Annotated in this window: 30 protein-coding genes; 13 read left to right on the top strand and 17 right to left on the bottom strand. The window is 65.5% G+C overall.

Annotation, left to right across the window (positions count from 1 at the left end):
- Window positions 1-19: 19 nt before the first annotated feature.
- Entirely contained in the window at window positions 20-673 is a 654-nt protein-coding gene (locus ABIA30_RS10635; RefSeq protein WP_370064867.1) for a 3-oxoacid CoA-transferase subunit B, read from the bottom strand.
- Window positions 670-1,431, bottom strand: coding sequence for a CoA transferase subunit A (locus ABIA30_RS10630; protein WP_370064865.1), 762 nt, complete (start codon window positions 1,429-1,431; stop codon window positions 670-672). The genes ABIA30_RS10635 and ABIA30_RS10630 overlap by 4 nt, the downstream gene beginning before the upstream one ends.
- 150 nt (window positions 1,432-1,581) lie before the next feature.
- Between ABIA30_RS10630 and ABIA30_RS10625 the strand changes: the two genes are divergently transcribed.
- A complete protein-coding gene (locus tag ABIA30_RS10625; protein WP_370065509.1) occupies window positions 1,582-2,337 on the top strand; it encodes an IclR family transcriptional regulator in 756 nt (251 codons plus the stop codon).
- Between the two features lie 38 nt (window positions 2,338-2,375).
- Here ABIA30_RS10625 and ABIA30_RS10620 read toward each other — a convergent pair whose 3' ends face one another.
- Both ABIA30_RS10620 and ABIA30_RS10615 read right to left on the bottom strand, forming a co-directional pair.
- Entirely contained in the window at window positions 2,376-3,140 is a 765-nt protein-coding gene (locus ABIA30_RS10620; RefSeq protein WP_370064863.1) for an SDR family oxidoreductase, read from the bottom strand.
- 162 nt (window positions 3,141-3,302) lie between these two features.
- Complete coding sequence (locus tag ABIA30_RS10615) at window positions 3,303-3,962, bottom strand: DedA family protein (RefSeq protein ID WP_370064861.1); 660 nt, start codon at window positions 3,960-3,962, stop codon at window positions 3,303-3,305.
- Between the two features lie 68 nt (window positions 3,963-4,030).
- On the opposite strand from ABIA30_RS10615, the gene ABIA30_RS10610 reads away from it, so the two are divergent.
- Both ABIA30_RS10610 and fbaA read left to right on the top strand, forming a co-directional pair.
- Window positions 4,031-5,044, top strand: a complete 1,014-nt coding sequence (locus ABIA30_RS10610; protein ID WP_370064859.1) for an alcohol dehydrogenase catalytic domain-containing protein — start codon at window positions 4,031-4,033, stop codon at window positions 5,042-5,044.
- An 82-nt stretch (window positions 5,045-5,126) separates the two neighbouring features.
- A complete protein-coding gene (gene fbaA, locus ABIA30_RS10605; RefSeq protein WP_370064857.1) occupies window positions 5,127-6,164 on the top strand; it encodes a class II fructose-bisphosphate aldolase in 1,038 nt (345 codons plus the stop codon).
- A 23-nt stretch (window positions 6,165-6,187) separates the two neighbouring features.
- Here fbaA and ABIA30_RS10600 read toward each other — a convergent pair whose 3' ends face one another.
- Window positions 6,188-6,652: a hypothetical protein gene (locus ABIA30_RS10600; RefSeq protein ID WP_370064855.1), complete on the bottom strand. Its 465-nt coding sequence runs from the start codon at window positions 6,650-6,652 to the stop codon at window positions 6,188-6,190.
- A gap of 96 nt (window positions 6,653-6,748) precedes the next feature.
- On the opposite strand from ABIA30_RS10600, the gene ABIA30_RS10595 reads away from it, so the two are divergent.
- Entirely contained in the window at window positions 6,749-7,165 is a 417-nt protein-coding gene (locus tag ABIA30_RS10595) for a DUF3151 domain-containing protein (protein WP_370064853.1), read from the top strand.
- 25 nt (window positions 7,166-7,190) lie between these two features.
- Here the strand turns inward: ABIA30_RS10595 and ABIA30_RS10590 are convergent, their stop codons facing one another.
- From ABIA30_RS10590 to ABIA30_RS10580, 3 genes are all read right to left on the bottom strand, one after another.
- Window positions 7,191-8,081 carry a cation diffusion facilitator family transporter gene (locus ABIA30_RS10590; RefSeq protein ID WP_370064851.1) on the bottom strand — a complete coding sequence of 297 codons (891 nt, stop codon included), beginning with the start codon at window positions 8,079-8,081 and terminating at the stop codon, window positions 7,191-7,193.
- Window positions 8,082-8,180: 99 nt separating this feature from the next.
- Window positions 8,181-8,945, bottom strand: a complete 765-nt coding sequence (locus ABIA30_RS10585) for a site-2 protease family protein (RefSeq protein ID WP_370065507.1) — start codon at window positions 8,943-8,945, stop codon at window positions 8,181-8,183.
- Between the two features lie 15 nt (window positions 8,946-8,960).
- Window positions 8,961-9,572 carry a peptidase M50 gene (locus ABIA30_RS10580; protein ID WP_370064849.1) on the bottom strand — a complete coding sequence of 204 codons (612 nt, stop codon included), beginning with the start codon at window positions 9,570-9,572 and terminating at the stop codon, window positions 8,961-8,963.
- Window positions 9,573-9,653: 81 nt separating this feature from the next.
- Here ABIA30_RS10580 and ABIA30_RS10575 point away from each other — a divergent pair, with 81 nt between their 5' ends.
- Window positions 9,654-10,943, top strand: coding sequence for an adenylosuccinate synthase (locus tag ABIA30_RS10575; RefSeq protein WP_370064847.1), 1,290 nt, complete (start codon window positions 9,654-9,656; stop codon window positions 10,941-10,943).
- The gene (locus ABIA30_RS10570; protein ID WP_370064845.1) at window positions 10,940-11,557 is read left to right on the top strand and encodes a PaaI family thioesterase; all 618 of its coding nucleotides are present in this window, start codon (window positions 10,940-10,942) and stop codon (window positions 11,555-11,557) included. The genes ABIA30_RS10575 and ABIA30_RS10570 overlap by 4 nt, the downstream gene beginning before the upstream one ends.
- Here ABIA30_RS10570 and ABIA30_RS10565 read toward each other — a convergent pair.
- Window positions 11,548-12,384, bottom strand: coding sequence for a hypothetical protein (locus tag ABIA30_RS10565; RefSeq protein WP_370064843.1), 837 nt, complete (start codon window positions 12,382-12,384; stop codon window positions 11,548-11,550). The two genes, ABIA30_RS10570 and ABIA30_RS10565, sit on opposite strands and share 10 nt — an antisense overlap.
- 99 nt (window positions 12,385-12,483) lie before the next feature.
- Here ABIA30_RS10565 and ABIA30_RS10560 point away from each other — a divergent pair, with 99 nt between their 5' ends.
- Complete coding sequence (locus ABIA30_RS10560) at window positions 12,484-13,167, top strand: hypothetical protein (RefSeq protein WP_370064841.1); 684 nt, start codon at window positions 12,484-12,486, stop codon at window positions 13,165-13,167.
- 48 nt (window positions 13,168-13,215) lie between these two features.
- Here the strand turns inward: ABIA30_RS10560 and ABIA30_RS10555 are convergent, their stop codons facing one another.
- The 8 genes from ABIA30_RS10555 to ABIA30_RS10520 form a co-directional block, all read right to left on the bottom strand.
- Window positions 13,216-14,973, bottom strand: a complete 1,758-nt coding sequence (locus ABIA30_RS10555; RefSeq protein ID WP_370064839.1) for an MOSC domain-containing protein — start codon at window positions 14,971-14,973, stop codon at window positions 13,216-13,218.
- A gap of 56 nt (window positions 14,974-15,029) precedes the next feature.
- Complete coding sequence (locus ABIA30_RS10550) at window positions 15,030-15,908, bottom strand: ABC transporter substrate-binding protein (RefSeq protein WP_370064837.1); 879 nt, start codon at window positions 15,906-15,908, stop codon at window positions 15,030-15,032.
- 50 nt (window positions 15,909-15,958) lie between these two features.
- A complete protein-coding gene (locus ABIA30_RS10545) occupies window positions 15,959-16,702 on the bottom strand; it encodes an SDR family NAD(P)-dependent oxidoreductase (protein WP_370064835.1) in 744 nt (247 codons plus the stop codon).
- An 87-nt stretch (window positions 16,703-16,789) separates the two neighbouring features.
- A complete protein-coding gene (locus ABIA30_RS10540) occupies window positions 16,790-17,365 on the bottom strand; it encodes an aldo/keto reductase (protein WP_370064833.1) in 576 nt (191 codons plus the stop codon).
- Between the two features lie 310 nt (window positions 17,366-17,675).
- Complete coding sequence (locus tag ABIA30_RS10535; protein WP_370064831.1) at window positions 17,676-18,137, bottom strand: VOC family protein; 462 nt, start codon at window positions 18,135-18,137, stop codon at window positions 17,676-17,678.
- Between the two features lie 51 nt (window positions 18,138-18,188).
- Window positions 18,189-18,674: an SRPBCC domain-containing protein gene (locus ABIA30_RS10530; RefSeq protein WP_370064829.1), complete on the bottom strand. Its 486-nt coding sequence runs from the start codon at window positions 18,672-18,674 to the stop codon at window positions 18,189-18,191.
- A 28-nt stretch (window positions 18,675-18,702) separates the two neighbouring features.
- Window positions 18,703-19,056 (bottom strand): ArsR/SmtB family transcription factor, encoded by a 354-nt coding sequence (locus ABIA30_RS10525; RefSeq protein ID WP_370064827.1) that lies wholly within the window; start codon window positions 19,054-19,056, stop codon window positions 18,703-18,705.
- A 75-nt stretch (window positions 19,057-19,131) separates the two neighbouring features.
- On the bottom strand, window positions 19,132-20,724 hold the full coding sequence (locus ABIA30_RS10520) for a Na+/H+ antiporter (protein WP_370064825.1): 1,593 nt from the start codon (window positions 20,722-20,724) through the stop codon (window positions 19,132-19,134).
- Between the two features lie 44 nt (window positions 20,725-20,768).
- Between ABIA30_RS10520 and ABIA30_RS10515 the strand changes: the two genes are divergently transcribed.
- The 6 genes from ABIA30_RS10515 to ABIA30_RS10490 all read left to right on the top strand — a co-directional run bounded on the left by ABIA30_RS10515 (window position 20,769) and on the right by ABIA30_RS10490 (window position 25,075).
- Window positions 20,769-21,086, top strand: coding sequence for a UBP-type zinc finger domain-containing protein (locus ABIA30_RS10515; RefSeq protein ID WP_370064823.1), 318 nt, complete (start codon window positions 20,769-20,771; stop codon window positions 21,084-21,086).
- Window positions 21,087-21,157: 71 nt separating this feature from the next.
- Complete coding sequence (locus ABIA30_RS10510; protein WP_370064821.1) at window positions 21,158-21,613, top strand: lumazine-binding protein; 456 nt, start codon at window positions 21,158-21,160, stop codon at window positions 21,611-21,613.
- Between the two features lie 13 nt (window positions 21,614-21,626).
- On the top strand, window positions 21,627-22,040 hold the full coding sequence (locus tag ABIA30_RS10505) for a rhodanese-like domain-containing protein (protein WP_370064819.1): 414 nt from the start codon (window positions 21,627-21,629) through the stop codon (window positions 22,038-22,040).
- Entirely contained in the window at window positions 22,037-23,260 is a 1,224-nt protein-coding gene (locus ABIA30_RS10500) for an O-succinylhomoserine sulfhydrylase (protein ID WP_370064817.1), read from the top strand. The genes ABIA30_RS10505 and ABIA30_RS10500 overlap by 4 nt, the downstream gene beginning before the upstream one ends.
- 62 nt (window positions 23,261-23,322) lie before the next feature.
- Window positions 23,323-23,688: a hypothetical protein gene (locus tag ABIA30_RS10495; RefSeq protein WP_370064815.1), complete on the top strand. Its 366-nt coding sequence runs from the start codon at window positions 23,323-23,325 to the stop codon at window positions 23,686-23,688.
- A gap of 763 nt (window positions 23,689-24,451) precedes the next feature.
- A complete protein-coding gene (locus tag ABIA30_RS10490; RefSeq protein ID WP_370064813.1) occupies window positions 24,452-25,075 on the top strand; it encodes a LuxR C-terminal-related transcriptional regulator in 624 nt (207 codons plus the stop codon).
- Window positions 25,076-25,114 lie beyond the last annotated feature (39 nt).

Genomic DNA, 25,114 nt, shown 5'->3' with positions numbered 1-25,114 from the left:
ATCCAAATCCCTTGTGGCTCTAGCTCAATTCCACCGTCAACTCGGCACCCGTCGAGGCGATCACGTCGTCGACGCTCACCCCTGGCGCGGTTTCCCGCAGGATCAGCCGGCCGTCACCGGGCACGTCGATGACCGCGAGGTTGGTGATGATCCGATCGACCACACCTTGCCCGGTCAAGGGCAGCGTGCACACCGGCACGATCTTGGGGTTGCCTGCCTTGTCGGTGTGTTCCATCAACACGATCACCCGAGTTGCACCGTGCACCAGGTCCATGGCGCCGCCCATGCCCTTGACCATCTTGCCGGGCACCATCCAGTTGGCCAGGTCGCCGGCGGCCGAGACCTCCATCCCGCCCAGTACCGCTGTGTCGATGTGTCCGCCGCGGATCATGCCGAACGACAGCGCTGAATCGAAGAATGCCGCACCGGGATTGACCGTGACGGTCTCCTTGCCGGCATTGATCAGGTCGGCGTCGACGGCGTCCTCGGTGGGGTAGGGGCCGGTGCCGAGGACGCCGTTCTCCGAGTGCAGGGTGACGTGCACATCGCCGGTGAGGTAGCCGGGGATGAGGGTCGGCAGGCCGATACCGAGATTGACGTACTCGCCGTCGATCATCTCGGCAGCGGCGCGAGCGGCCATCTGGTCGCGGGTCCATCCGGCGCCGGCGCTCACTTGGCTTCTCCTTCACGGACCGTGCGCTTTTCGATCTTCTTGTCCTGAGGTCCGGTGTGGACGATGCGTTGCACGAACACACCCGCCAGATGCACGGCGTCTGGGTCGATCTCGCCGGGGGCCACCAACTCCTCGACCTGCACGATGGTGATGCGCCCGGCCATCGCGGCGAGCGGGTTGAAATTGCAGGCGGACTTGTTGAAGACCAGGTTGCCCTCGGTATCGGCGCGCAGCGCGTGGACCAGCGCGTAGTCGGCCTTGATCGCTTCCTCCAGCACGTAGCGCTTACCACCGAACTCGCGAATCTCCTTGGGCGGCGAGGCAATTGCGATCGACCCGTCGGGCGCGTAGCGCCAGGGCAGGCCGCCGTCGGAAACCGGAGTGCCGACCCCGGCCGGTGTGTAGAAGGCTGGGATGCCGGCACCGCCGGCCCGCATCCGCTCGGCCAGCGTGCCCTGAGGAGTGAGTTCGACTTCGAGCTCGCCGGCCAGATACTGGCGGGCGAATTCCTTGTTCTCCCCGACGTAGGACGCGATGACTCGGCGAATCCGCCCCTGCGCGAGCAGCACACCCAGCCCTGCCCCGTCGACCCCGCAGTTGTTCGAGAACACCTCGAAATCGGTTGCGTTCGTGGCGGCGACGGCGTCGATCAGTTGGTCCGGAATGCCGCACAGGCCGAAGCCGCCGACGGCCAACGTGGCGCCATCGGCGATGTCGGCCACCGCCTCGGCGGGCGAGGCGTACACCTTCGAGGTCATGGTTCTCCCGTTCATTGAGTAAACGCGGCTACCCACTTTTCATGGGCCCGGTTGACATGGCAAGTACCTGGGCCGACGGTGCCGGAACTGTTCGCCTGATGACCCGTTGAGCATCGCGGCGTTCATTCAGTGAACGACTACGATGTGGTGATGCCGGGTCCGAACGTCGTCGCGCGCGTCGGTGCGATGCTGCGTGCGGTGGCTGCGACCGAACCCGATGGGGCGTCCACCACCGAGTTGGGCAAATCGGCCGGTCTGGCCCGGCCGACCGCGCACCGACTGCTGACGTCGCTGGCCGACGAAGGGCTGATCAGTCGCGATCCGAAGACCGGGCGGTGGTCCCTGGGGCCAGAGTTGTACCTGCTGGGTGTCGGCGCGGCCTACCGCTACGACGTCACCGATCAGGCGCGCGCCGTGCTGACGCGCGTGGCCCGGGAAACCGGGGAGAGCGCGTTCTTCTCGGTGCGTCGTGGTGATGAGACGGTCTGCGTGCTGGCCGAAGAGGGCAGTTTCCCACTGCGTTCGCACGTGCTGCACGTGGGTGTTCGGTTTCCGCTCGGGGTGGCCAGTGCGGGGCTGGCCATCCTCAGTCACCTGTCGGCCGCCGAGGTGGACGAGTATTTCTCCCGAGCGCAACCCGAAAAAGATTGGGGGCCAGGTCATTCCGAAGCCGCTATTCGCAAACGGATCGAGCTGACCCGGCGTCATGGCTACGCGGTGAACCCGGCGATGCTGGTCGAGGGCAGTTGGGGAATGGCGGCCGCAGTGTTCGACCGACGTGGCCAGCCCGGCTGGGCGCTGAGCCTGACGGGCGTCGAGACCAGGTTCCGGGCGGACCGGCGGCGGGAGCTGGGAAAGCTGCTGCTGGAGTATGCGCACGAACTATCGGGCCGACTCCAGGGCTGACTGGCGACAGCTCTTAGATCAGTCCTGCCACTCTTAGGTCAGTCCTGCCACGGGTTGTTGTTCGCCTCCCACTGCTCGACGACCTCGGGGTACAGCGTCGACTGATCGGTTGGCAGCGAGGCCTTCACGTAGCGGGTCCAGTCGTCGGTCAGCACCTCGGTCTTGCCGCGTTCGACGGCCTCCAATGCCTGGGCGGCCACCTCGCGCGGTGAGATCTTCGCCTCGACCACGGAGGCGGCCATGTCCGTATCGATGAAGCCGGCGTGCACGCCGACCACCAGCGTGCCTTGTGCATGCAGTTCGGTGCGCAGGGCGTTGGTCAGCGCCCACTGAGCCGATTTCGAGGCGCAATACGACGCGTTGAACGGCGCTGCGTAAAAGCTCACCACCGAGAGCATATTCACCAGCGCGCCGCCTCCGGAAGCGGCGAGCAGCGGGGCGAAGGCCCGGGACATCGCCAGCGTGCCAAAGTAATTCGTCTCCATCTCGGCGCGCGCGATCGTGTCATCGGGTGCTGCAAGCAGCGGGGTCTTGAGCATCGCCCCGGCGTTGTTGACGAGCACCGAGACTTCGCCGCACAGCGCAGCGGCGGCCTCGACATCGTCGCGTTTGGTGATATCGAGTTTGACCGGCACAACCCGTTCATCGGAGAAATCGACACTTGCTGGATTCCGCGCACCGGCGAAGACTCGTCCTGCGCCGCGGTCAAGCAACTCCTGGACGAATGATCTGCCCAGCCCGCGATTGGCCCCGGTCACTAGCGCGCTGGCCCCGGCGATCGATACTCCTTGATGTTGCGTCATCTTCACTCCTGTCGGTGTTGCACGCCATGAGTGGGAACAACCGAGAGGCGTTGCGCAATCCCGTGGTCGACCGCCGGCGCCGCGCGGGCCGGTCGTTCCGGCCGTGACAACGCTCGTTAACCGTCAACCCGGAGTAGTCGAAGTTCGCGACCGCGGGACCGATCAACTGGCCTGGGTGGCCTTGCGGCGCTTGTACCACTCCCAGATCATCGGGGACACCGACACCACGGCGATCAGGATGAAGATCGGGTCGAGCAGTTTCTGCACCACCTCGAACTGGCCCAGCCCGTAACCGAGCAGCGTCATGCCGCAGCCCCACACCACCGCACCGATCACGTTGTACAGCGTGAACGGGCCGTGGCCCATCTTGGCCGCACCGGCGGTGATGGGCGCCAGGGTCCGGACGATCGGCACGAACCGGGCCAGCAGGATCGCGAACGGGCCGCGCTGTTCGAAGAAGGCGTGCGCTTCGTCCAGGTACCGCTGCTTGAGAAACCGGGCGTCGGGCTTGAACATCGCGGTGCCCACGTAGCGCCCGATGAAGTAGCCGATCTGGCCGCCCAGGATCGCGGCGATCGGGACGGTGATCAGCAGCAGCCAGATGTTGAAATGCGCGTTGGCGTCGCTGTGCGCCTGCTGGGCGGTGCCCGCGGCCAGCATGCCCGCGACGAAGAGCAGCGTGTCGCCGGGCAGTACCGGGAACAGGATTCCGGACTCGATGAAAATGACCACCAGCAGCCCGACCAGTGCCCAGGTGCCGAAGTAGCCGATCAGCGTCATCGGGTCGAGGATGCCGGGCATGGCGGCGATGGTGGTCGTCATGAGGCCCCAAGATACCGGGGTTTGTTGACTACCCAGCCAACGGTCGGATACCGGCCTATCGTCAGCCCATGGCCACCCACAAGGCAGTCCACGTTGCGCAAGCCAACGCTCCGCTCACCCTGGTGGACGTCGACACCGTTGCGCCGCCGCGCGATCATGTCCGCATCGAGGTCGCCGCCTGCGGCGTTTGCGGTACCGACCGTGAGTTCTACGCGGGGCACTTCCCCGGACTGTCATGGCCCATCACCCTCGGCCACGAGATAGCGGGCACCGTCGCTGAACTCGGTGACGGTGTCGAGGATTTCGTGGTCGGCGATCGCGTGGCGGTCGGCTGGTTCGGCGGCAATTGCAACCGCTGTGTGCCCTGCCGCCGGGGCTACTTCATGCAGTGCGAACGTATGGAGGTGCCCAGCTGGCATTATCCGGGCGGCTACGCCGAATCGGTCACCGCGCCCGTGACGGCGCTGGCTCGGATTCCGGACGAGTTCTCGTTCGCCGAGGCGGCACCGATGGGGTGCGCGGGAGTGACGACGTTCAACGGATTGCGCAGGACTCGCGCCAAGGCCGGCGACCTGGTCGCGGTGATCGGCATCGGCGGACTCGGCCACCTCGGGGTGCAGTTCTCCCGGGCGATGGGCTTCGAGACGGTGGCCATTGCGCGTGGGCCGCAGCGGGAGGCGGCCGCCAAGGAACTCGGTGCCCACCACTACATCGATTCGAACGCCTCGGATGTCGCCGCCGAACTCCAGCGTCTCGGCGGGGCGGCGGTCGTGCTCGCGACCGCAGCGAGCTCGAAGGCCATGGCCGCGACCGTCGCAGGGTTGGGGCCCGAGGGCGAGTTGGTGACCGTCGGCGTCACCCCCGAGCCCCTGCCGATCAGCCCGCTCGACCTGATCAACGGCGGCCTCTCGGTCACCGGGCATCCGTCGGGCACCTCGCGCGATATAGAGGAAACGTTGCACTTTGCCGCGCTGACGGGCGTGCGCGCCGTCATCGAGGAGCGGCCACTCGCACAGGCTGCCGAGGCCTTCGAGCACATGAACAGCGGCCACGCGCACTACCGGGTGGTCCTGACGGTCTAAGGGGTGGGGAACCCGCAGTTACCTACGTCACCTGTAATTGCCATACTGGCCTGCGACGACAGGTCCGCCGAGAGGAATACTCATGCCCATCGCCACACCCGAGGTCTACGCCGAGATGCTGGCCCGTGCCAAGGAGCACTCGTTCGCGTTTCCGGCGATCAACTGCACATCGTCGGAAACCATCAACGCTGCCATCAAGGGCTTCGCGGATGCGGGCAGTGATGGCATCATCCAATTCTCCACCGGCGGTGCGGAATTCGGTTCCGGACTGGGTATCAAGGACATGGTCACCGGTGCTGTCGCGCTGGCCGAGTTTGCACACATCGTCGCTGCCAAGTACGACATCACGGTCGCGCTGCACACTGACCACTGCCCCAAGGACAAGCTCGACACCTACGTGCGCCCGCTGCTGGCCATCTCCGCCGAGCGTGTCGCCAAGGGCCAGAACCCGCTGTTCCAGTCGCACATGTGGGACGGCTCCGCGGTGCCGATCGACGAGAACCTGCAGATCGCACAAGAGCTGCTGAAGCTGGCCTCCGCTGCGAAGATCATCCTCGAGGTCGAGATCGGCGTCGTCGGTGGCGAAGAAGACGGTGTCGAGGCCGAGATCAACGAGAAGCTCTACACCACCCCTGAGGACTTCGAGAAGACCATCGACGCGCTGGGCTCCGGCGAGCACGGCAAGTATCTGCTGGCCGCCACGTTCGGCAATGTGCACGGCGTGTACAAGCCGGGCAACGTCAAGCTCAAGCCCGAGGTGTTGGCCGAAGGTCAGCAGGTGGCCGCCGCCAAGCTCGGATTGCCGGACGGCGCAAAGCCTTTCGACTTCGTGTTCCACGGTGGTTCGGGCTCGCTGAAGTCGGAGATCGAGGACTCGCTGCGCTACGGCGTGGTGAAGATGAACGTCGACACCGACACCCAGTACGCATTCACCCGCCCACTTGCCGGCCACATGTTCGCCAACTACGACGGTGTACTGAAGATCGATGGCGAGGTCGGCAACAAGAAGTTCTACGACCCGCGCAGCTACCTGAAGAAGGCCGAGGCGTCGATGACCGAGCGCGTCATCGAGGCCTGTAACGACCTGCACAGCACCAGCCGGAGTGTCTCCGCCGGCTAGAGACCCTGTTGCCGAATGGCCGGTTACGACAGGAGAATCGCGAGATTCCGTGTCGTGACCGGCCATTCGGCGTTGTGGGCCGAGTGTTCCTGGGTCAGCAGCACGGTGCCCAAGATGGCCACCGCCACGATGGCCGCGATCACGAGCACCAGCGCGATCACCCAACCCCAGCTGCGCCGATCGCGCGGCAGCCGCGGACCGCGGCCTGGGATGACCTGAGGACCGGCCGGCGGGAAGAGTTCGGTCTCCGGGTCGGGCACCGGATCGAAGATCTGGGTCTTTCCGTCGAAGCTCGACGGTGCGGTGTACAGCCGGGGCGCGATCGCCGGGTCCGTAGCCGGGTCGGCGGGTTCGAAGATCTCGGTGGCCGCGACATCGGCCGGCGCGAAGATCTCGGTGGCCACCGCGTCGGGATCGACTGTCTCGTCGGCGCCGTGCGAGTCGAGTTCCCCGGCCAGGTGTTCCTGCGGCCCAGTTGGGTTCGACATGACGCTGACGGCCTCCATCTTTTTCACGGCTTATCGCTGAGCTTAATCGTCCGCCTGCCCCGAACGCGGTTATGACAGCACGGCACAATAGCTGGCATGACACGTATGGGTGACCTGCTGGGGCCGGAACCGGTGCTGCTGCCGGGCGACATCGAGGCCGAGGACGATCTGGACGCCGGTGAAGATCCGGCGATCGTGGCCGCCGCGCATCCGACCGCCTCGGTGGCGTGGGCCGCGTTGGCCGAGGCCGCCTTGGCCGATGACAAGGTGATCACCGCGTACGCGTATGCCCGTACCGGCTACCACCGCGGGCTGGATCAACTGCGTCGCAACGGTTGGAAGGGTTTCGGCCCGGTGCCTTACGCGCACGAACCCAACCGCGGCTTCCTGCGGTGCGTGGCCGCGCTGGCTCGGGCGGCGGAATCGATCGGCGAAACCGCCGAGCACGCCCGTTGCCTGGATCTACTGGACGACTGCGACCCGTCGGCCCGCGCCGAGCTGGGCCTGGCGTAAGTAATCCCCGTCGTTTCGCTCGCCCTTAGTCCGCTTCGCAGTGGCAGCCGCCGGTAGCCGGCGGCTCCACCTGCACGGTGGCGTGTTCGAGTCCGCGCGCGGCCATCACGGCTTGGGCCGACTTGAGCACGTCTGCGCTATCTGCTGACGAGGTGAGGTGCGCGGTGGCCATGTCCTTGCCGGGTACCAGCGTCCACACGTGCAGGTCGTGGACGTCGGTGACGCCGTCCAGGGCGGCCAGCGCGGACCGTAGTTCATCGACGTCGATGTGGCTCGGCGACGATTCGGACAGGATGCGCAGGGCGGCCCGGGCCAGCGCGATGGCGCGTGGGAGCACCCACAGCGCCACCAGCACGGCGACCACCACGTCGGCGTACGGCCAGCCGGTGGTGACCGTGACGATGCCGGCGATCAGCACACCGAGGCTGCCGACGGTGTCGGCGACGACCTCCATGTAGGCGCCCTTGACCGCGAGGCTGCTGTCGGCGTCCGAGCGCAGCAGCAGTACGACGACCAGGTTGGCGAGCAGTCCGGCAAGAGCGACCACGATCATCGGGACGCCGGGGATTTGCGGCGCATCGCCGAGGCGTTCCAGCGCCTCGTAGAGGATGAACACCGCCACACCGAGCAGCAGCACTGCGTTGGCCACCGCGGTGAACACCTCGGCGCGGTGCCAACCGTAGGTCCGGGCGGCCGAGGTCGATCCGCGGCGGGCGAGTAGCACGGCGCCCAGCCCCATGAACATGGCGACCAGGTCGGTCAGCATGTGACCGGCGTCGGCCAGCAGCGCGATCGAATTGATCAGCAGTGCGGTGGTGATTTCGATGACGAAGAAGACGCTGAGCACCACCGCGGCCAGGACCATACGGCTGACGCGAGTGGTTGCTCCGTGGCTGTGATCGTGTCCGGCACTCATGCGAGAAATATATGCGTACTTCTGCATATGTTGCAAGTGGTCCGTCGGCTTGTGCGCGAAAAGGGGTGCTCAGCGCCCTAAGGCGAGTGCAAGTCGCGGTTACCAGGCGGACCAGAAGCGGGTGAGCGCGCCGCCGATCATCGCCAGATGCGGGGGCACGCCGGTCAGTGAGACCAGGGAGTACACCAGCGAGAAGAACATCTGATTCAGCGCCGGGGCGATCAGCAGCAGCATCAGGATCAAAAAGCCCCATTGCTTGGCTGGTTGCAGGGCACGCTGGGTGTCAGGGCTCAGGTGTGGCTCCAGCGCGTTGTAACCGTCCAGCCCCGGGATCGGCAACAGGTTCAGCAGTACCGCGGTCACCTGCAGGAAGCCGAGAAACGCCACGCCCGACCAGAACACGCCGTGGCGCGGGTCGAACAACACGTTCGTGGCGGTCAGCAGTACCAGCGCCAGCACCAGGTTCGCCGCCGGGCCCGCCAAGCTCACCTGCGTGCGCTGCTTGGCGGTCATGAACCAGGTCCGCACGTAGACCGCGCCACCCGGCAGGCCGATGCCGCCGAGGGCGATGAACAGTGCGGGCAGCCCCAGCGACAGCAGCGGGTTGGAGTACTTCAGCGGATTGAGCGTCAGATAGCCGCGCAGTTCGACATCCTGGTCGCCATAACGCCAGGCGGTGTAGGCATGGCCGAACTCGTGCAGGCACAGCGACACCGTCCAGCCCGCGATCACGAAGACGAACACGCCGGCGTAGGCCAACGGGGAGACCTCGATGCCGACGTACCAGGCCACTGCGCCGCCGATCGCCGTCAGCGCGACGATCGCCCAGAACAACGGACTGGGACGCACGCCCTGCCTTGTCATGTTCACGCCCAAAAGCTAGCCGACCCGGAGCCAACCTTGAACATTGCGATAGAACGCCGACCGGCGGACCGGGCGGGATCCCGCCACGCCATCGCGTTCCACCAAAGCGCCGGTGCTGCCGAGTTGGGCCGCGCGGCCGGCCACCCACCGCCGCGGCCCGCCTCCGATGGGCCGGGCCCGCAGCCCGGGGGCGGTGTCCAGCGGCTCGATCTCGACGCCTGCGGAGGTGCCGTCGAACAGCACGGTGTCGTCGACGACGGCCTCCCCGGTGATGGCGTCGGCGCCCGATGGCAGCCAGCGCGCGGACCGGACGATCACCGTGGCGGTCTCGTCGCGGATCAATGGAACTCGTTGGGCCGCACCATGTCTGGCGCGCCGCGCGGAACCCCACCGGGTGGGGCGCCACGGCTCGACGAAGCCGACCTCGACGTCCAGGCGGTCGTCGCGCAAGAGCCGGCTCAGGGTGGCGGCCAGGTCGGTGGCCTCGCCCACCACGATCACCCGGGCGGCGTCGGCGGGTATGACGAGTGCGTCCGGTCCGGCCACTTCGGCGGCGGTCAGATCGGCCAGCGCGCGCGGCACCCGACGGTCGCCGAACACCAGAACCAAGGCCTCTCTGGCGGTCAAGGCCTCTCCTCGGGTCTCGCTGGGATAAGGTTGCTCACCGGCTGCCACAGTATTTAGGCAGGTAATGCGGGAGACAATACGATGCCGGCAATCGTGCTCATCGGGGCCCAGTGGGGCGACGAGGGCAAAGGAAAGGCCACCGACCTACTCGGTGGCCGTGTGCAATGGGTGGTTCGGTACCAGGGCGGCAACAATGCCGGTCACACGGTGGTGCTGCCCACGGGCGAGAATTTCGCCCTCCATCTCATCCCGTCGGGCATTCTGACGCCCGGCGTCACCAATGTCATCGGCAACGGTGTGGTGGTCGATCCGGGGGTGCTGCTCACAGAGCTGTCCGGGCTCGAGGACCGCGGTGTGGACACTTCGGGCCTGCTGATCTCGGCTGACGCGCACCTGCTGATGCCGTACCACGTCGCCATCGACAAGGTGACCGAGCGGTACATGGGCAGTAAGAAGATCGGCACCACCGGGCGCGGTATCGGTCCCTGCTACCAGGACAAGATCGCGCGCATCGGGATCCGCGTCGCCGACGTGCTCGACCCCGATCAACTGGCCAACAAGATCGAGGCCGCCCTGGACTTCAAGAACCAGGTGCTGGTCAAGATCTACAACCGCAAGGCGCTCGATCCGGCTGAGGTGGTCGAGAACCTGCTGGTGCAGGCCGAGGGCTTCAAGCACCGCATCGCCGATGCCCGGCTGCTGCTCAACGAAGCCCTGGAGCGCGGCGAGACGGTGTTGTTGGAGGGCTCGCAGGGCACGCTGCTGGACGTCGACCACGGCACCTACCCGTTCGTCACGTCCTCGAACCCGACAGCGGGCGGCGCGGCGGTCGGCTCGGGTATCGGCCCGACCCGGATCACCACGGTGCTGGGCATCCTGAAGGCCTACACCACCCGGGTGGGCTCGGGCCCGTTCCCGACCGAGCTGTTCGACGACAACGGGGCCTATCTGGCCAAAACCGGCGGCGAGGTCGGCGTGACCACCGGACGGCCCCGGCGCTGTGGCTGGTTCGACGCGGTGATCGCGCGCTACGCCACTCGGGTCAACGGCATCACCGACTACTTCCTGACGAAGCTCGACGTGCTGTCCAGCCTGGAGACGGTGCCGGTGTGCGTGGGCTACACCGTGGGCGGCAAACGCACCAACGAGATGCCGATGACGCAGGTGGACATCGCCCGTGCCGAGCCGATCTACGAAGAGCTGCCGGGTTGGTGGGAGGACATCAGCGAGTGCCGAACCTTCGAGGACCTGCCTGCCAAGGCCCGGGATTACGTGCTGCGTCTGGAAGAGCTTGCCGGAGCCCATGTTTCGTGCATCGGTGTGGGTCCCGGTCGGGATGAGACGATCGTCCGCCGGGACATCCTCGGGTGACGGACGGATTCATCGACCAGCACGGTGGCTTCCCGGTCTTCGAAGTGGCTCAGCCGGGGCCCGGCTTCGGGAGGTTCATCGAGGGCATGCGCCGGCTGCAGGACCTTGCGGTCTGCGCCGACCCGGACAGCGATACCTGGGATGACGCCGCGGACCGGGTCGAGGAACTGGTCAAGCTGTTGGGGCCGTTCGAGGCCCCCGAGGGGGTCGGTCCGGCGAACCGGGTGCCGTCGTTGCCGGGAGTCGGCAGCCTGCTGATGCCGCCGTGGTTCGTCGACCGATTCGAGCCGGACGGTGTGGAGCTGCGGGTGACGTTCAGCCGCTATCACGTGGGCGGCAACTATGCGGTGCACGGCGGGGTGCTGCCACTGCTGTTCGACTCGGTGTTCGGCATGGTGATCCACGCCGCGGGCCGGCCCATCAGCCGCACCGCGTACCTGCACGTCGACTACCGCAAGGTCACACCGATCAACACCCCACTGATCGCCAAGGGGCGGGTCACCGAGACCGAGGGACGCAAGGCGTTCGTCGCCGCGGAACTGTACGACCCCGAGGGCAACCTGCTGGCCGAGGCCAAGGGCCTGATGATCCGGCTGTTGCCCGGTCAGCCCTGAATCCAGCTCTTGATGTCGTTGACCTCGGTGGTCAACTCGGCCACCGCGTCGACCAGCGTCAGGTTCTGCCCGTGGGAGTTCTGACCGAGCTGCGGCCAGCCGTTCAGGTTCGGCCCGCGCAGTTGTGCCTGGATATCCTGCACGATCGCCAGAATCTGATTCAGCGTCGCGGTGGTCGGATCCGGCCCGGTCATACTGCCTCCTTGCAAGAGTGCGATGAGTTGATCGAGGGTCCCCGCAAAAGCGTTGCAGTCCACCGTCAGAGTCCCGATCTGGGCCGCGTCGGTGAATTGCAGGAGCTGGGGTGTGGCACCGCCGTACCCGAACCAGTAGTTCGGGTTGTCGTTGCCGGGGTAGAGGTTTGACGCGTACCCGGTACCGCTGACGTAGTTCGATGCGATCAGCCCTGGCACCTGCGACAGGTCTGGAGAGCCGATCTGCTGCCAGTACCAGTGTGGGATGTAGGACAGCGAGATGTGGACTCCCGCGTTGTTGAATGCATCGACGACGGCCCAGAAGTTGTGGATGTCACCGGAATTCGCCTCGAAGTCGAGCATTGCGTAGCTGCCGCCATGGTTGGCGAGCCAGGTCTGGGCCTGCGTCGCAGGTTCGTCGGTGGTGACGTAGTGATAGCCGATGCACGGAAAGCTGTTCCGCCGGCACCATTGGGAGATCACCGGCCAGTAAGGGTCCTGGTAGTAGTTGCCCTCGGAGACCTTCTGCTCGATCCAGGAGAAGCCCTGGCCGGGCAACTGGGAGACGAACGCGATGGCCGCGCTTACTGAACTGAAGTTGTTGTTCGAGGTGTCCGGTCCGTAGAGGGTCATCGGTTGCGCGCCGCTCCCCTCGATGAAAATGTTGTCCCGCTTGAACTCTCGACCACCATAACGGCAACGGGTGGTGGCTTGCAGTGGCAGCATGGCGCCGTGACCGTCGATCGGAATCCACGCAGCTTTCGTCAGCTGTCCACGCCGCATGCCGCGGCGGTCGCCGGGGTGCTGTTCGCCCTGCTGTTCGGCGTGGCAGTGGTATGTCTGAAGACCGCATTGCCGGACGGGGCGAAGCCCGGCTCGCAATTCATCGATGGGTCCAACACCCGATTGCGGGTGGCGGCAATCCTGATGCCGTTCGCGGGTATCGCGTTCCTGTGGTTCATCGGTGTGGTGCGCGACGGCTTCGGTGCACTGGAAGACCGGTTCTTCTCATCGGTGTTCCTGGGCAGCGGATTGTTGTTCCTGTCAGTTATTTTCGCGTCATCCGCGGTGGGGTCGGGACTGGTTGCCAGTCGGCGCGCCGACATCGCGCCCGACCTGCACAGTCAGGTTGTCGAGTTCGGTCGTGGCTTGCTGGTGACGCTGACCGACACCTACGCGGTGCGGATGGCCGCGGTGTTCATGGTGTCCTCGGCGACCATCTGGCTCAAGACCGGTTTGATGCCCAGATGGCTGGTGGGCCTGACTTACCTTGTCGCGGTGATAAATCTGATTGCCGCGGACACATCGATGTGGATGACGTTGTCGTTCCCGGTGTGGGTGCTGGTGGTCAGCGTGCTGTTGCTGGTGCGGGCCGAACACCACCGGCCGTCTGCGACTTCGACTGAGGGTTCTTGATTTTTTGGCCACGTCTGATCGGTGGGTCGGCCCGTTGGCCCGAGCCCTTCACAGGTCGATCACCACGGCCTCGGTGGGTTGTGCGCAGCAGATCAGGATGTTTCCCTCAGCCGGGAGCTCCAGTGGTTGCGGGTCGTAGCGCACCGATCCGGACAGCAGTGCGGTTTCGCAGTTGTGGCATACGCCGGTGCGGCACGACCACCGGGCGGGGACGTCGCACGCCTCGGCGAACTCAAGCAGGCTGGCGCTGGGTGGCCCAAACGGCGCGGATACGCCACTGCGCGCAAATTGGACCTCGGGGCCCGGACCGGGGAGTCCCAAGGGCAGGTGCGGCGCGACCGGCTGCCCGGTGAGCCCGGGGGTAAGTGCGGCTACCGAGCCGAAACGCTCGGTGTGGATGCGGCCTGGCTCCAGGCCGTGATGCTCCAGGGCGGCGCTGAACGCATCCATGAATGCGACGGGTCCGCACAAGTAGGCGTCCGCGTCGGGCGGCAAGCCCAGGTCCCGGACCGCCCCGATCGACAGGCGGCCGTGCTCGATGAAGTCGATACCCACCTTGTCGGTTGGGGCCGGGTCGCTGTAGCAGATGTGGGATCTGCTGTCGGACAACCGATTCAGCAGAGCGTGGCTCTCGCGCGCGAACGGATGTTCGTCGCCGCAGCGGGCGCCGTAGAGCCACCACACCTGCCGGCACGAGTCGGCGGCGGCGAGCGCATGCAGCATCGAGAGCATCGGGGTGACACCGACGCCGACCGACAGCAGGATCACCGGAGTGTCACGGTCGGTGAGGACGAAGGTGCCCCGCGGTGCTGCGACATCGATCAGGTCACCGGTCCGTATCTGATCGTGGATGAGTCCGCTTGCCGCGCCGTGTGGTTCACGCTTGACGCTGATCCGATAGTGATCCGAGCCGGGCCGATTGGACAGCGAATAGTTGCGGATCAGTCCGGTACGCTCGGAGTCCGGCTCGAGCCGCAGCGCAATCGCCTGGCCTGCTTGCCATTCCGGCAGAGGGTCACCGTCAGGAGCGGCCAGTGACACCGACCGCACCTGACGGCTCTCCTGGTGGACGGCCGTCACTCGAAGCGGCCGGAATCCCGTCCAGGCCGGTGGGGCAGTAGGCGCCGTGAGTCCGGAATTGCCGCCCGATGACGGGGTGTCTTTTGCCTGTTCCGCGAGGCGTTGCAGGGATGTTCGCCAGCCGAGGCTGAGTGCGGGGATGCGAAGCGCCCGTTCCAGACCGTCGCGAGGATGGCCTGGTAGGTAGAGCAGCGCGTCGATCTCGGCGACTGTCACCTGCTCGGGTCCCGACGCCAGCTTGGTGATCTCTTGGCCGGCCTCCACCTGGCCTTCAGTGATCACCCGGCAGTAGAAGCCAGGTCGACCGTGGGCGACCAGCAGCGCCGCCATCCGGGGCTGGCCGATGCGCATGCCGGCGCGGTAGCACGTCACCCGCGGTTGGCTGACCTCGAATACCGCGTCGCCGATCCGGTACCGATCGCCGATACACACCTCGTCGTCGGGCAGTCCATCAACGGTGAAGTTCTCCGCCAGCATTCCTGGCACGAGGTCTTCGCGCTGGAATTCCTTGGCCCAGTGGCGGTATGAGTCAAGTTGGTACACCAGTACCGCGCGGTTCTCGCCGCCGTGGCCGCCGAGGTCGCCTTGTCCGTCGCCGTCGATATTGAGCCGCCGTACCATTCGGGGCCCGGCCACCGGGTACTTCCAGGCACCGGTGTACACGGTGCGGTCGTTCCACGGGATGTCTGCGGGCAAGCCGACGTTTACTGACATCAAGGTGGCCAACGGTGTGTTCCCTTCCGACCGCCGCGACTCTTCTGCCGTGGTTATTCGATTGCGACTCAGCCGAATCCGGCCGTGATCGGCACGTAGATGGAGCCCGCGGGGATCGGCGGGACGCCGAGTTCCGCCGCGACGGCGTCGATCCCTTGCTGGGCGGCATCAAGGTCCACGTGGCCGTCGGAGGTGAAGTACGGCGCGACGTAGCGCTCGTAGTAGCGGTGCACCTCTTCGCGGGTCAGCCGGCTCAGAAACGCTGCCAGGTACTCGATGGTCACATCGGGTCGGTCCGACAGCAATTGCAGGACCCGCCGATTGGCCCGCACCAGCCCCTGCACCGCTGGGCTGTCGATCGGGTTGCGGGTCGGATCCACCACGATGCCCACGGTGGGAATGCGGAAGGAGTCTCCCACCCAGGACAGCATGTGGAAGCCTTCTTCTTCGGCGACCTGTTCGGGTCCGATGCTGCTGCCGACGTAGGCCGCATCGATCGACCCGTCGCGGAGATTTCGCAGGTCCATCTGGTAGTCGCCGGGGTGCCGCACCAGCGACTCAACGTCGCGATCGGGGTCCAGACCGTGCTGCCGGAGCACGATGCGGGCAAAACATCCGGGAGGGTTGTCCGGGGCGTGCACCGCGAGGCGGCGCCCGCGAAGGTCTGCCATGGAAGTGACGTCGGGTCCGCCGAGGAACCAGAACAACGGACGGTCGGTGGTGACGCTCAGGCCGGTCCATTCGATGTCTTCGGTCAACCGCGACAACAGCGCCCGGCCGTGTCCGATCATCGCACCGGCACGCAGCCGCTCGGTGTGCCAACGGGTTCCGTCCCGCATGGCGACGTGAACGCCTTCGTCTTCGAAGTAACCTTCCTGATCGGCCACATAGGCGACCAGTTCTTCGTGAAGACCGCGCCCGACGTAGGCCAGGTCGATTGTGTGCATGGTGAGAGTCCCTTTTCGGTGTAACCGGTTTCGACGCGGTATGGCCGCGTTCAGTCCATTGCGAGTCCGCCGTCGAGCGGGATGTAATGGCCGGTGGTGAAGGAGGCCTCCTCGCTGGCCAAGAACGCCACCGTGTGGGCGATGTCGTCGGGCCGAACCAGGCGGCCCATCGGTGTGGCCGCACCGAGGTCATGCAACTTCTCTGGAGTCAACGCCTGATTCATTGCCGTTCCCTGAACCGTTGCCGGCGCGACCAGGTTGGCGGTGACTCCATGCGGTGCCAACTCGAGGGCGACGTACCGGACGAACTGGTCCATTGCCGCCTTGGCGGTGCCGAGCAGGATCATCCCGTCGCGGGGATGGCGCGACAGTACGGTGCTCATGTACACCAGCCGACCGTAACCATTCGAAAGCATTGACGGTACAACAGCTTTGGTGACCAAGTAGGCTGCATGCAGCTCGGTATCGAGCTTGCCGCCCAGCTGCTCCCAGGTCAGATCAGCGAACGACGTTATGGCGTAAGGTATTAACGCGTTGTGCACCAGCACGTCCACGCCGCCCCACCGTCGTTCGGTTTCGCTCACCAGGGCCGCCACATCGTCGGCCACCGTGACATCTGCCCGGATCGCCATGGCCGCACCGCCGGTCGCGGTCGCGGCCCTAACCACCTCATCAGCTTCTCCGGCGCTGGAACGATAGTTGACCACCACGCGAAACCCGCGCTCTGCAAGCAGCAACGCGATTGCCGCGCCAATTCCGCGGCTGGCTCCCGTGACTACGGCAACGCGACTCATTTCAGTTGTCCCTCTCCATCCGTGTTCGTCAGCACTGGACCGTCCGGGGAAACCGGCCAATTCGCTTCCCGCGCCGTGGTATTCGACTCACTTGATGCTGGGGATGAACCCGGGTACTCCGGTGTTCACCACCGAGTTGAACCTGATGTTCGTGGTGATGCGGTCCCGAATCGCCTGCATGGCTTCTTCGGGAAGGGTGGAAATCTCGAAGTTTTCCTTGATGCGTTGGGGTTTGGTCGAGGTGGTCAGGAATGCGGTCCCGCGCTGCGCTGCCCAGGACAGAGCGACCTGAGCGGCGACATGTGCACCCGCTCGGCGATGGCGGTGATCACCGGGTCTTCCAGAACATTCGGCTTCATCGAATGCAGGTCGGACCCGCTCTGGACGGTGATTGGTGTTCCACAACTTGGTGGTGACGAACAGGTCCTCCCGTCGGACCGTCCCCGCCGCGATCGCTTCGTGTATCGCGGCGCCGACCGCTTCTTCATTTTGGTAGCGTTCCGCGCCATCGAGATGTCGGAAGCCCACTTCCAACGCCGCCGTGGTGGCTTGCTTTGTTTGGCCCAGGTCTGGAATCAGCGTGCCGAATCCGGGTGCCGGAATCGCACCGGTTCCGTGGGCGAGTGAGATTCTTGAATGACGAAGCGCCTCGGCGGCGACCATGCTCATCTCCTGGCCGAATGGATGCGGTGGTCCCGAGGGTTGTCGCGCCGTCGGGGTGGTGTCCAGTAGGTATTCCCGAGTCCCCGTCAACCGGGATGCCTGAATGTGTCGAGAACGTGCACGCCGTGCGGACCGCTGCGACCGCCGATCGCTGTCGGTGCCCGCCACTTATCGCCCTGCGGGGCATTGTCCACCACTGTGGCTGCTCTCGCACTCACTACGGGCATCGCAGATGGCCGATCAACATTGCGCCAGCGGAAAAGGTCTGGTCACCAACCGACGTTGGGGATGTGCCTGATTCGGCGCTGCTTCAGGCGTTCGTCAGTTCGGCGATGACGATCTTCTTCTGTCGCATCATGGTCTGCACCTGCTCGGGCCGCTGCAACAGTTCGCCCATGGCGGCCGGGATGATCTGCCAGCTGATCCCGAAACGGTCCTTGCACCAACCGCATTGCTCGGCTTCGGGCACGTGCGACAGCCTCGACCAGTAGGCATCGATCTCGGCCTGGTCGGCGCAACTGATCACGAATGAGATCGCCTCGTTGAAGGTGAAGGCGGGACCGCCGTCCAGACAGGTGAAATCCGTGCCGTTCAAGGTGAATCGTCCGTTGATGACCTTGCCGGACATGCCGGTGAAGTGTTCGTCGAGTGATTCTTCTGGATACTCCTCGATCGACACGATCCGAGAGTTGGGGAACGTCTCGACGTAGTACTGCATGGCCTCGCGGGCCCGGCCGTCGAACCACAGGCACGGTTGTGGGGGTGATGACATGGTCGCTTTCCTTTCCTTTCCTTTCCTTTGCTTTGCAGGGGTTCTCGTCGGTTATCCGGCCAGCACTGCGTCGATTTGGCCGAGCGCCCCGGTCATGCCTTCGACCATGCCCATGGCGGCGACCTTTTCCAGCTGTTCGATGTCGGTGAAGCGGGTCAGGATCGTCATGCGGGTGCCGCTGTCGACCGCTTCGAAGGACACCTCCATCCGCATGGTCGGCATGGCGTGGTCGGGCTCGCCGTCGGGCCCGGAGAACCCGTCCTCGACGACCAGCGCGGCGGGCGGCTTCGTCGAGATGGTCGTCCACCAGCCCGGCGCCTTCTCACCCTCGGGTCCGGTCATGTGATAGCGCGACTGCCCGCCCGGCGTCAGTTCGTGGCGGGTGAACGTCGCCGGCCAGATCGGTGGCCCCCACCAGCGCTCGAGCTGACGCGGGTCGGCCCAGACCTGCCATACCCGTTCTGGCGGCGCGGCGAACTCGGCGACGAAGGTCATGATGAGGGCTTGGGGATCGGTACTGCTGCTGATGACGGTCATCGGTGTCCTTTCGGGGTTGGGCGCGGCTTTACGGCTTCAGCGGTGGGTAGCCGTCTTCGGCGAGGATGGTTTCGATGGCGGCGGCCCGGTCGCGCCAGAGTGCCTCGTATCGGTCCAAGAGGACGCCGGCGTGCCTCAGGGTTTCCGGCACCGCCCGGACCAGCTGTTCTCGACCGCGGCGTTCCTTGTGCACCAATGCCGCGGAAGCGAGCACGGCGACGTGCTTCTGAACCGCGGCGAAGCTCATGTCGTAGTGCCGGGCCAGGGTGCTGACGGACTGGTCGCTGCGCATGGTCCGGACCACGATGTCCCGGCGGGTGGCATCGGCCAGCGCGTGGAAGATCCGGTCGATCTCCGCGTCAGTCAAGGAATCTACAACCATTTGGTTGTAGATTAGGCGGTGGCCCTGGGGCGGTCAAGGCCACAAGCGTCGACTCTCGACGCGGCGACGCCGAAGTCACTCGCGGTTGAGCGCGGCTTCTTCCAGATCCAGACCGTGCAGCACGGTCCGCAGCACCTCGTCGTCGATGTTGCCGGCGTCGCGCTCGGCGATGAACGTCTCGCGTTCGGCGGCCAGCATCTCCAACCGCATCCGGCGCATGGCCGAGGCCGGGCTCTCGCCGATGTCGTCTTCGCTGCGGCCCAGCCGTTCCCAGACGGCATTGCGGCGGCGGTCATTCCAATGTTGCAGCACCGTTCCGACGTGCTGTTGAACGGTCGAGCCCGAGTCGTCGGCCAGCAGTTCGTCGAGTCGATCGGCCGCGGCCTGCGCGGCGCGGGTGGATGCGGCTGCCTCGTCCAGGGCGTCCTGGTGGGTCTCGGCTTCGCTGCTCACGTCGAGCACCTTGATCAGCCACGGCAGCGTCAGGCCGTGCAACAGCAGGGTGCTTATCACCACCACGAACGTGAGGAAGACCAGTTGGGGCCGCCCGGGGAAACGGTCGTCGGTCAGCGTGCTCATCGGCACACCGAATGCGGCGGCCAGCGAAACCACGCCGCGCATGCCGGCCCACGCCACGATGAACACCTGCGCCGGCGTCGGTCTGGGCTCCCGTCGCCGGATGCCCGCGGACAGTACACGTGGGACGTAGGCCATCACGTAGACCCAGACGATCCGCACCACGATCACTGCCGTCACCACTGCCACCGAGGCGATTGCCAGTGTCGAGGCGCGGATGCCGGTCAGCTCGTCGACGACGGTCGGCAGCTGCAGGCCGATCATCAGGAACGCGAACGACTCAAGGACCAACGTCACGGACTTCCACACCGCGTCGTCCTGCAGTCGAGTGGCGTAGGTGGCGCGGGTGGACCGCTGGCCCAGCAGCACTGCGGCGATCACCACCGCGATCACGCCGGAGCCGTGCACCTCCTCGGCGAGCCAGTAAATGAAGTACGGGGCCACCAGCCCGATGGCGCTCTCCACCAGGGGATCGTCCAGCCAGGTCCGGATGCGCTCGATGAGCAAGCCGATCAGCCCGCCGATCAGCACACCGCCGACCGCGGCCAGCGCGAAGGTACCCAGCGCGCCCTTCCAGGTGGTGGCGGCGCCGACCGCGGCGGCCAGCGACACTTTGTAGGCCGTGAGTGCGGTGGCGTCGTTGAGCAGGCTCTCGCCACCAAGCAGTGTCATGATCCGCCGAGGCAACCCCAGCCGGCGGCCGATCGCGGTGGCCGACACCGCATCGGGCGGGGCGACGATGGCGCCCAGCGTCAGGGCGGCGGGCAGGGTCAGTTCCGGCACGGTGTGAAAGGCCACCAGACCGACCACGAATGTGGTGGCCAGTGGCAACCCGACCGCCAGCATGCCGATGGTGCGGACGTTTCGGCGCAGCGCCACGTAGCTGCTGTCTATGCCTGCGGACCACAGCAGTGGCGGCAGCACGACGAACATGACGAACTGCGGCTGCAATTCGATGCCGTGTACGCCGGGAATCAGTCCGGCGGCCAGCCCGACCACGACCAGAGCCAGCGGTGCGGAAACGTCATATCGGCGGGCCAGCGCAGCCAACAACACCGACGCGACCAGCACCGCCAATAGTGGGGCACCCACGTCTGGAAAACCTCCTCGCCTCAGCCCGCCTATCCTTGTTCACCATGCGCAGGAAACTGGGGCGAACACGGCCACGCGTTGAGGACGCTCCACCTTCAACCTGCGAACACCTCGCCGCAGCCGGCCGGGTGCCCGAGCCCGCGCCACTGACCCCGGGCCGTTGCGGGGATTGTGCGGCACATGGCGAGAATACGTGGGCGCATCTGCGGATGTGCCTGACCTGTGGGCAAGTGGGCTGCTGTGATTCCAGTCCGCACCGGCACGCCAACGAGCATTTCCGGCAGACCGGTCACGCCGTCATGCGCTCGGTGGAGCCGGGGGAGAACTGGCGGTGGTGCTATGTCGACATCAGGTTGGGTTGATGTGGATGGGGCGAGCGGAGCGACGGGAAGTTTGGCGGGGCGAGCGGAGTGACGGGAAAGGTTGACGGGGCGTGACCGAGCAGGAACCGATTGATCGGCCGACGATGGCCCCCTTCCTCGGGGCGCTCGCGGTCATCGTCGTCGTGATTGTCGTCATCGTGGTGCTGAATAACGTAGGAGCCGTCAGCGGAGGTGGGCCGACGCCTGAGCAAAGCGTGCGGACCGCGGTGGTCGGCCAGAACGATGGGCTGCAACGCCTGGACTACGGGCGCTTCCAGAGTTACACGTGCAAAGCCCAGTACGGCACACAAGCAGATGTCATTGCCCAGCAACGTGATTCGGCGGTCCGTAGCGGTCAGCGCTATATCGACGAGGTGTCGGACATCCACATCGACGGAGACCACGCGACGGCTGCGGTGACGGTGCACTTCGACAAGGACGCGGACAAGAAGGCCAACGCGCCGGTGACGTTGGTGCGCGAGGACGGGGCCTGGAAGGTGTGCTCGCCGGTCCCGAGCCAGGTGTGACAGACTCGCAGCCGTGAGCTACGCGGGAAACATCACGCCGCAGCAGGCCTGGGACCTGCTGCGCGACCACCCCGAGGCAGTGCTCGTGGACTGCCGTACCCGTGCCGAATGGCAGTGGGTCGGTGTACCCGACATCTCCAGCCTCGGACGCGACGTCGTCTACATCGAGTGGAACTCGGGCGACGGCAGGCACAACGACGGCTTCGTCGATGACCTGCAGGCCGCCGGAGTGACGCCGGGTGAGCGGCCGGTGGTGTTCCTATGTCGTTCGGGTAATCGCTCCATCGGTGCGGCCGAGGCCGCAACCGCCGCGGGCATCGCTCCGTCGTACAACGTGCTGGACGGCTTCGAGGGCAACCTTGACGAGCACCGGCATCGCGGCGGCACCGGTTGGCGGGCCATCGGGTTGCCATGGGTGCAGTCATGAGCCAACTGAACAGTGACGGGGTCCCGTCGGTTCGGGTCCCGGCGGCACTGCCAGACGGCGTCAGCCAGGCCACCATCGGGGTGCGGGGCGGTCTGCTGCGGTCGGAATTCGAAGAGACCGCCGAGGCCATGTATCTGACGTCGGGGTACGTCTACCAATCCGCGGCCGCGGCCGAGCAGGCGTTCACCGGTGAGATCGACCGCTACGTCTATTCGCGTTACGGCAACCCGACCATCCAGATGTTCGAGGAGCGGCTGCGCCTGATCGAAGGCGCCCCGGCCTGTTTCGCCACCGCGACCGGTATGTCGGCGGTGTTCACCGCGCTTGGCGCCCTGCTGGGCGCGGGGGATCGGTTGGTGGCCGCGCGCAGCCTGTTCGGCTCGTGCTTCGTGGTGTGCAACGAGATCCTGCCGCGGTGGGGTATCGAGACGGTGTTCGTCGACGGCGACGACCTCTCGCAGTGGGAACAGGCGCTGTCGGTGCCGACCACCGCGGTGTTCTTCGAGACGCCGTCCAACCCCATGCAGTCGTTGGTCGACATCGCCGCGGTATCCGAGCTGGCCCACGCGGCGGGCGCAAAGGTGGTGTTGGACAACGTCTTTGCCACCCCGCTGCTACAGCAGGGCATGCCGATGGGCGCGGACGTGGTGGTGTACTCGGGCACCAAGCACATCGACGGTCAGGGCCGGGTGCTCGGCGGTGCGATCCTGGGGGACAAGGAATACATCACCGGACCGGTACAGCAGTTGATGCGGCACACGGGTCCGGCGATGAGCGCGTTCAACGCCTGGACCTTGCTGAAAGGTCTTGAGACACTGTCGCTTCGGGTCGACTACTCGAACGCCTCGGCGCACCGGGTGGCCGAGTTCCTCGAAGGCGTGTCCGGTGTCAACTGGGTGAAATATCCCTTTCTGCAGTCGCATCCGCAGCATGATCTGGCCAAGCGGCAGATGCGCGGCGGTGGAACCGTGGTCACTTTCGAACTCGACGGCGGCAAGGACCGGGCGTTCGAGGTGCTCGACAAGCTCCGGGTCATCGACATCTCCAACAACCTGGGCGACTCCAAGACGCTGATCACTCATCCGGCCACCACCACGCACCGCGCGATGGGGCCCGAAGGCCGCGCCGCCATCGGCCTGGGTGATGGTGTGGTGCGCGTTTCGATCGGCCTGGAGGGCACCGAGGATCTGATCGCCGATCTCGATCAGGCGCTGCACTAACGATGTCGAGGCAATCCGACGCGAAGAAGGCTCGTCGTAAGAAGCGTCAGACAGTGCGCAACGTGAGTTGGCTGCCCGAAGATGTCCACGCCGAGGTGCAGGGCATCGCCCGGATCGCCGACGAAATCGTCCCGCGCGGTTGGGAATACGACTCCGAGTACTCCAACGACGACTTCATCACCTGGTATTACCCGCCGTCCGGGATCGAGCTGGATGACGACGACGGACGTGAGCCGGTGACCCGCATCTGGGTCTCTGATCCGCAAAAGGTTCAGCTGGTGCTGGTCGGCACGGCTGACGAGGGGCACATCTACAACGTGGATGTGGACCAGTTGTCGGCGGGTCTGGACGCCATCGAGGCGTATCGGATCGGCGATGCCATTCCTGATCTGAAGGTGTCACCGCCGGACGATGGGCTAGCCGACTAGACAGCCGACGGGGCGGCGTGGCGGCACCTGGACCCGGGCGAATCTTTGGCTGAACTCGAGTAGCTGGTTGCGCCTCCACAGCAACCCGGGATGATCCGACAATATTGTCGCGCAAGTCTATTCGGAGCGTGGCGCTGGCGGTCAATTATTTGCTGAAAATTATCGACCGCGATCTCTGTAGTGTTCAGCGGCACCGGATTTGACGATCTTGTACACGCCGACTTCGCTAGAATCATACTTTTCGTCTCAAATCGATTGCAGACCGCGGCTGGATATATTATCCTGACGGCCAGCAAGTTGGCAGGATTCGTGGCCATCCGGCCTTTCTGGAGAGTTCGTCGTGTCGCGATGTGCGAGGAAGGTTCGCAACTTCAACGGAAGTACCAGGCGCTGTTTCTTGTGATGGTCATGTGCCGGTGCTGATTCCCGGCCGATCCCTGTCCGGGTGCGTTTGTTGGCCGCTGATCGCCGGCGGACTCCGTTGAGGTGCAATGCAAGGGTTGGTGCATAGGGAGAGGAAATGAAGGCATTTGGATCGGTAGCTCGCCTAGCAGTCAGTGGTGATGCCATCGGAGTCGTATCTGCGCCGCACGAAGTCGGCAGTCAGGTGCTTCATAATCGGCGGCACACGGATCCCGGTGCGATGGCCGCTCCAAATGTTGTTCCGATGACGCCTGACGGCACTGAGAATTCGGCGCGCTCACCGCACACCGTTGTACGAAACCAACTTTGCGGAGTACGGATACTGATCGTTGACGACTGTATGTTGTACCGTGACAGCCTTGCTGCGGCGCTCACTGCTCGCGGCCTGCCGGCTATCGGATTTGCCTGGGATCTACGGACTCTGGTGATTGCCATGCGTGAGCGCTCGGTAGAGGTGATCTTGTTGAACATCGCCACCCGGGACAGCGCGGCCCTGTTGAATGTCGCGGTAGCGACAGATCCTGGCGTTCGTGTGGTGGTTCTGGGCGTGTCCGAGGACGACGAATCTGGCGTCATTGCCTGCGCGGAGGCAGGGGTAGCCGGATATCACACCAGGGCCGAGTCGTTGGAGGATCTACTTGCGCAGATCGAGAAGGTCGTCGGCGGTGAGACGATGTGTTCGCCGCGACTATCTGCGATTTTGCTGCAGAGATTGTCGGCACTTGCTTCTCAGCCCCAGAATCCGCTCGGAGAGCGGATTCTGACCGCCCGCGAGGTCGAAATCTTGGGCATGTTGGAGGCGGGAATGTCGAATCGAGAGATCGCCGACCGTCTGTGTATTGCGGTACACACCGTCAAAAATCATGTGCACAGCGTGCTGACAAAACTCGGCGTCGCGACACGTGCCGAGGCGGCAGCCTCTGCACGCACCCAACGCATCGGCACCGTCGGTTCGGGATACTGATCTCCCATCGCCGGTGGATCCACCCGGCGATCGCCTTCG

Source organism: Mycobacterium sp. MAA66, from assembly GCF_041261665.1.
Lineage (GTDB): Bacteria > Actinomycetota > Actinomycetes > Mycobacteriales > Mycobacteriaceae > Mycobacterium.
The sequence above is the reverse complement of the archived record's forward strand: the minus strand, read 5'-3'. Positions and strand labels throughout refer to the sequence as shown.